We start from the raw sequence: 5,299 nt of genomic DNA on the forward strand, positions 1-5,299 counted from the left end.
ACCACCCCCCGGATCATGGATGACAGGGGCAAGAAGTCATACCAGGTCTGGCGACCGCAGCCCCCGATTCCGAGGACTATGAAGAAGGTAACGGGGTGGGTGATGAGCTACGGCGATGGCGGGCAGGTCAGGGTCGGGTGAGTTCGCGGCGCAGTTGTGTGATGCCGCCGCGGATCCGGGATTTGAACGCCGGCAGGTTGATGCCGAGTTCGTCCGCCGCCGACGACGCGGTTCGGTGGTGGTAATACACCATGTCGATGCTGCGTCGTTGCCGGCCGGTCAACGTAGCCAGTGCGCTACGCACCTCGCAGTGCTCACTGCTCACCAGCACACGTTCATCCGCGGCAGGGGCTACCAGGTCGATCAGCGCGGTGTGGGCGGCGAGCTGGCGGCGCGCTACTTCTTCGCCGCGTACCCGGTCGATGGCCCTGCGCCTCGCCAGCATCATCAACCACGACAGCGCCTTGCCCCGCTGCGGGTCGTAGTGACCGGCTTTGAGCCACACCTCGACGAACACCTGCTGCAGTGTGTCTTCGGTCAGATGATGATCGCGCACCGTGGTCATGATCAGCCCACGCAACTGCGTCACCGTCGCCCGGTACAGCGCCGTAAACGCTGCCTCGTCGGCCTCGGCGACCAAGGCGAGCCACGCCGCCAGCTGGTCCTGGTCGACCTGCCGACGTGGTTGCCTCATGCCTACAGATCCGTGACCGGACCCGCAGCGTTACACCGCAGGTGGGCGCGTCCGCGTGGCCACCTCAAGTGTGGCGGTTGCACCTAGGGGGCAGGGTCGGTGGTGGTGCCCGAGGACTCGCGCAGTGCCCGGCCCCGCTCGACGAACTTGCGGTCGGTCTCATCGTTCTTGTCCGAGGCCTTGGTGTCGCGGGGTGGCAGTTGCAGGTGCTCTTCGGCGGGCAGGCCGCCCTGGAGTTGGCGGCCGCGTTCGAGCTCGGAATCGAACTCGGCGCCGAACAGCAGCGAGAGGTTGGTCAGCCACAGCCACAGCAGGAACACGATCACCCCGGCCAGGGCGCCGTAGGTCTTGTTGTAGCTGGCGAAGTTCGCCACATACAACGCGAACAGCACCGACGCGACGATCCAGACGACGATGGCCAGTACGGCGCCGGTGCTGATCCACCGGAACTTGGGTTGGCGCACATTGGGGGTGGCCCAGTACAAGATGGCGACGATGAGGATCACAAAGATCAGGACGACGGGCCAGCGGGCGATGTTCCACACCGTCAAGGCAGTGCTGCCCAGTCCGATGGCATCTCCGATGGAGCGGGCGATCGGTCCGCTGACGGCTAGCATCAGCGCGACGGCGGCGGCCATGATCAGCGCGATCAGGGTGACCAGCAGCATGATGGGCCGTAGTTTCCAGATGGGGCGGCCTTCGTCGATGTCGTACATGCGGTTCAGTGCCCGCCCGAACGCGCCGACATATCCTGACGCCGACCACAGCGCACCGACCAAACCGAGCACCAGGGCGACACCAGCACTCGGCGCGGCGACGAGTTGTTCGATCGGCCCACGCAGGGTGTCCACCGCAGAGGAAGGCCCGAGATCGTCGACCATCTGCAAAACCGCATCGGTCGTCTTCTGCCCCTGACCGAAGACACCGAGCAGCGACACCAACGCCAGCAACGCCGGAAACAACGAGAGCACAGCGTAATAGGTCAACGCGGCGGCGATGTCGGTGCATTGATCGCGGGAGAACTCCCGCGCCGTTTTGCGCAACACGAACCACATCGAATGCTTCGTCAGATCGGTGGGCGAATCGGGCTTGCGGGAATCGTCCGGATCGGCGGAAGCCGGATCATCACGAACGTCCTTGCCCTGGGTGCTCATCGCTAGTCGCTGCGCTCAGTGCTAGAAGATTCGGCGTCCTGCTCGAGGAGCCGTTTCTCATGGTTAGCACGCTCGGTGAGATTTTGGTCGTCAAGATGTTTCGGCGTTTTGGCATGCTCGCGGTGATCGGGTGTGGTGGTCTCGGTCGGGATCATCGCGCCATCGAGGTGGGGAACATTCTCTTCACGACTCATAGCTAAGGCGTAGCCACTATCAGCGCACTTGAAACACCACATAGTCAGCGACAGAACCTACCCCGACGACAGGTGCGTAGCCTGAGGGCGTGACGTACGAGGAGTGGATCGGGTATTTCCTCGGGCAAGGCCATTCGGAGGAGTCCGCACACGCCCTGGCCGCAGACGCCGTGGCCACTGCCTCGGCGGCGCCCACGGCAGACACACCCGATGACGGGCAGTAGCTCCGCTGAGCGCGGCAACGACGCCCACGGGGTGGACGCCGTTGCCGCGCAACGATAATCAGCGTTGCTGGTCGGCAACCTGACCGGCAGCGTTCTGGGCGTGGTCTTGCACGTCCTGGGCGGCCGAGGTGCCTTCGTCTTTGATCGTCGCAGCGGCGTCGGTCGCGGTGTCTTTCACCGCAGCCGCAGCCTGCTGCGCGGGCTGCTGCAGGTTCTGCGCGGTCTGCTTGGCGATGTCGGTGACCTCATCGGTCAACGGCTGCGCCTTCTCCTGCAGCGCGGCCGCGGCCTGCTGCTCTTTCTCACTGGCGGGGATGAGCGCTGACACCAACAGGCCGGCGCCGAACGCAATCAACCCGGCCGCCAGCGGATTGCCCTGGGTCTGGGACTTGATCGCCCCGGGCGCGGACTGCACCGCATCGCTCGCGGACTGCGCCGTATCCGACAGGGAGTCTTTCGCCGAACTTGTCGCCTGCGAGGTGCTCTGGGCGGTGTCGGAGGCTGAGCCCATCACTTTCTCGCGGACGCTACCCAGAGCCCCGGCGGCGCGGCCGACTTTACGTTTGGCCATAGTCGTGGGATTGGCTTCATAGGCCAGAGTATTGACATCCGAGCTGAGCGTGGCGCGGGTGCGTTCGATGTCGGCGCGGATCTGGTCGGGGTCGGAACTACTGGTGGTCATGGCTTCTCCTGAGGATGCGGCGTGAGGGCGCCGGGAATTTTGGTGACAGTGTCAGTGGTCTGCGGCAGACCTTTGGCTTTGCGCAGCGCGGTCCGTCCGAGAACGGCCAGGACGGCGCCGATGACGGCCCACACGAGCACGACGATCAGCGCGGACCACCCGTGCCCGATCATGCTGCCTAGCGCGGCCCACAGCGCGACCGAGAGGAACAGCAGCACGAAGTAGCCGGCGACGGCGGCGCCGACGAGCATTCCGGACCCGGTGCCGATGCGGCGGGCGGTCTGGGTGGCTTCGGCTTTGGCGAGGGCAAGTTCTTGGCGGACCAGAACGGAGAGGTCTTCGCTGACGTTGGACAGCAACTCGCCCAGCGATGGTGGGTCGCTTTCGTTGTGCGCGTGCGGCGGGGGTGGGGGAGGGACGGTCATCGCGCCGCACCCGGGACCGGATGCTGCGGGTACCCGGGTTGTGGCGCGGAGGCGGGCGGCACGGTGTACGGCGAATCGGCCGGACCGCCGCTGGGTGTGGGGTCGGCGGTGTGCTGCCCAGCCGCATACCCCTGCGGCGGTGCTGCGTACCCGGCGGCGGGGGTCTGCAGCGGTGGCAGGGGAGCGGTGGGGGTGTCATCAGGGCGGGGCGGCGGCGCTACCGCACGCGAGCCCGAAGTGGGGCTGTCGATGCTGGTGTTGGCGGCGGTCAGTCCCCGGCCGAGGCGTCCGGCGAGCAGCCCGGCGCCGGCGGCCAGGGCCAGGAAGGTGCCGGGTTTGCGGCGGGCGAAGCGGGTCACCTCGTCAAGGACCTGGCCGGGTTCGCGGTCTTCGAGCCAGGACGCAACAGTATGGGCGTGTTGGGAGGCCTGGCGGGTCAGATCGGTGGCGATACCGGGCTTGTCAGAATTGGTGGCCATCGAACTGAACTCGTCCGAGAGGGCTCGCAGGCCGCCGGCGACGCGTTGCTGCTGTGCGGCGGCCTGGGTGGTGAGCTCCTCGCGGGTCTGACCCAGCAAGTCCTGGGCTTGGCTTTTCACTTCCCCGGCGACCTGATGGGCTTGATCGCCGGCGATGTTGGCGACGTGTTTGCCGGCGTCGGCGGCGGTGCCGGCGACCGCTCCGGCTTGCTCTTTGGCAACATCGGTGGTCGACGGGTCAGCGCCGGTCTGTGGCGATGTAGCTGGTGGCGGGGTGGGATCGGGGATGGGAACTTCACTGGAAATGGTCATGACAAGGCTCGCATTCGACTCGGGCGATCGCGGGAGATAGGCCAGTGGCTTCGACCTTTCGAGCGAGTACCCCGATCACCCGAACTCAAGCACGCCGCGCCGCAGTCCGCGCAGCCTCTCCCGATCGCGAGTTTCAGTGGGCGGGTCGAGTGGGTGTGGGTGGTGATGAACAGGGCGAGCTCGAGGGTGGCATCGCGCGCCTCGGTAAGGGAGCGCCCGTGCCCGTTGTGGTACATGCCGTCGTGCACCAGCGTCTCGGTCGGGACGTGGTGCCGCTGGCGCGGGCCGAGTAGTCGGGCGTCGGGGAGCAGGAGATCGCGGGTCCCGATGAACACCATCAGCGGTGCCAGGCCGGTCAGGTTGGCCTCGATGGGGCGGACTGCCGCACCATGCAGGTCGGTGCCGGTGGCGTACCAGCGGGCGGCCTAACGCAAACCGGCGATGCCTGATTCGGGGTCCAGGGCCGCCCTCCGGGCTGAGTCGGGGTGATCGGTCGGCAGGTTCAACCACGGGGAGAACAACGCGATGGCCGCCGGCGCATCACGTCCGGGTCGGCGTAGAACCGGTTCTTGCGTTGGAGGCGCATCCACGCCATCTCGGCACGGGCGTGCCATGACACCATCGAGGTCCCCCTTCGGGTTACGGGTGTGGGATTAGTTCATTGTTATGGCAGCCAGGCCAGATGGTCTCAGACGCACAGGGTTTGACACCGCACGCAGATTGTCGCTAGGGAACCAGGTTCCATTGCATCGTGACGGTCGTCCCGGTGGCGGCGGTGTCGACGTGGGTGGAGTCGGCGACGGCGCGGATGAGGATCAGGCCTCGGCCGCGAACGCCGGTGGGCGCCCGTAGTTTCCACCTGCCGTGGTCGGCTACAGTGACCTGCAGCGAGCTGGTGTCCGCGCGGTACAGGACGTCGAGTCCGATGGTTTTGTGTTGGTGTGCAGGGGCGTCGTGGGGTGTGCGGTAGGCGTGTTCGACGGCGTTGACTACGGCTTCGTAGACGGCCAGGACGATATCGCCGCAGCGATCGCCTGTAGGGGATTGCCCCCACTTTGGTTGACATCTGACCTGTGAGATTTGATCTCACGGTGAAAGGATGTTCGACATGCCCAAGCCCTATCCGAAGGAGTTC

9 protein-coding genes are annotated in these 5,299 nt (G+C 66.2%); 2 read left to right on the forward strand and 7 right to left on the reverse strand.

From position 1 onward, the window contains the following. Positions 1-127: 127 nt before the first annotated feature. The 3 genes from DFR67_RS30045 to DFR67_RS30055 form a co-directional block, all read right to left on the reverse strand. Positions 128-694, reverse strand: a complete 567-nt coding sequence (locus tag DFR67_RS30045; protein ID WP_110473110.1) for a sigma-70 family RNA polymerase sigma factor — start codon at positions 692-694, stop codon at positions 128-130. 83 nt (positions 695-777) lie between these two features. Then, complete coding sequence (locus DFR67_RS30050) at positions 778-1,848, reverse strand: YihY/virulence factor BrkB family protein (protein WP_110473111.1); 1,071 nt, start codon at positions 1,846-1,848, stop codon at positions 778-780. 2 nt (positions 1,849-1,850) lie between these two features. Then, a complete protein-coding gene (locus DFR67_RS30055) occupies positions 1,851-2,042 on the reverse strand; it encodes a hypothetical protein (RefSeq protein WP_110473112.1) in 192 nt (63 codons plus the stop codon). A gap of 89 nt (positions 2,043-2,131) precedes the next feature. Between DFR67_RS30055 and DFR67_RS31455 the strand changes: the two genes are divergently transcribed. Continuing rightward, positions 2,132-2,266 (forward strand): hypothetical protein, encoded by a 135-nt coding sequence (locus DFR67_RS31455; RefSeq protein ID WP_281268396.1) that lies wholly within the window; start codon positions 2,132-2,134, stop codon positions 2,264-2,266. Between the two features lie 58 nt (positions 2,267-2,324). On the opposite strand, the gene DFR67_RS30060 is transcribed toward DFR67_RS31455, so the two are convergent. Genes DFR67_RS30060 through DFR67_RS30070 form a run of 3 tightly spaced genes read right to left on the reverse strand, consistent with a single transcriptional unit; the run spans position 2,325 to position 4,164 of the window. Continuing rightward, a complete protein-coding gene (locus DFR67_RS30060; RefSeq protein ID WP_110473113.1) occupies positions 2,325-2,948 on the reverse strand; it encodes a DUF3618 domain-containing protein in 624 nt (207 codons plus the stop codon). Continuing rightward, positions 2,945-3,373, reverse strand: a complete 429-nt coding sequence (locus DFR67_RS30065; RefSeq protein WP_110473114.1) for a phage holin family protein — start codon at positions 3,371-3,373, stop codon at positions 2,945-2,947. Before DFR67_RS30065 ends, DFR67_RS30060 begins: the two co-directional genes overlap by 4 nt. Then, positions 3,370-4,164, reverse strand: a complete 795-nt coding sequence (locus DFR67_RS30070; RefSeq protein WP_170135299.1) for a hypothetical protein — start codon at positions 4,162-4,164, stop codon at positions 3,370-3,372. The genes DFR67_RS30065 and DFR67_RS30070 overlap by 4 nt, the downstream gene beginning before the upstream one ends. Before the next feature lie 155 nt (positions 4,165-4,319). Between DFR67_RS30070 and DFR67_RS30725 the strand changes: the two genes are divergently transcribed. Further along, positions 4,320-4,457, forward strand: coding sequence for a hypothetical protein (locus DFR67_RS30725; protein WP_158540083.1), 138 nt, complete (start codon positions 4,320-4,322; stop codon positions 4,455-4,457). 433 nt (positions 4,458-4,890) lie between these two features. On the opposite strand, the gene DFR67_RS31670 is transcribed toward DFR67_RS30725, so the two are convergent. Next, on the reverse strand, positions 4,891-5,244 hold the full coding sequence (locus DFR67_RS31670) for an ATP-binding protein (protein ID WP_110473117.1): 354 nt from the start codon (positions 5,242-5,244) through the stop codon (positions 4,891-4,893). Between the last annotated feature and the right edge of the window lie 55 nt (positions 5,245-5,299).

The organism is Williamsia limnetica (genome assembly GCF_003217475.1).
GTDB classification, from domain to species: domain Bacteria; phylum Actinomycetota; class Actinomycetes; order Mycobacteriales; family Mycobacteriaceae; genus Williamsia; species Williamsia limnetica.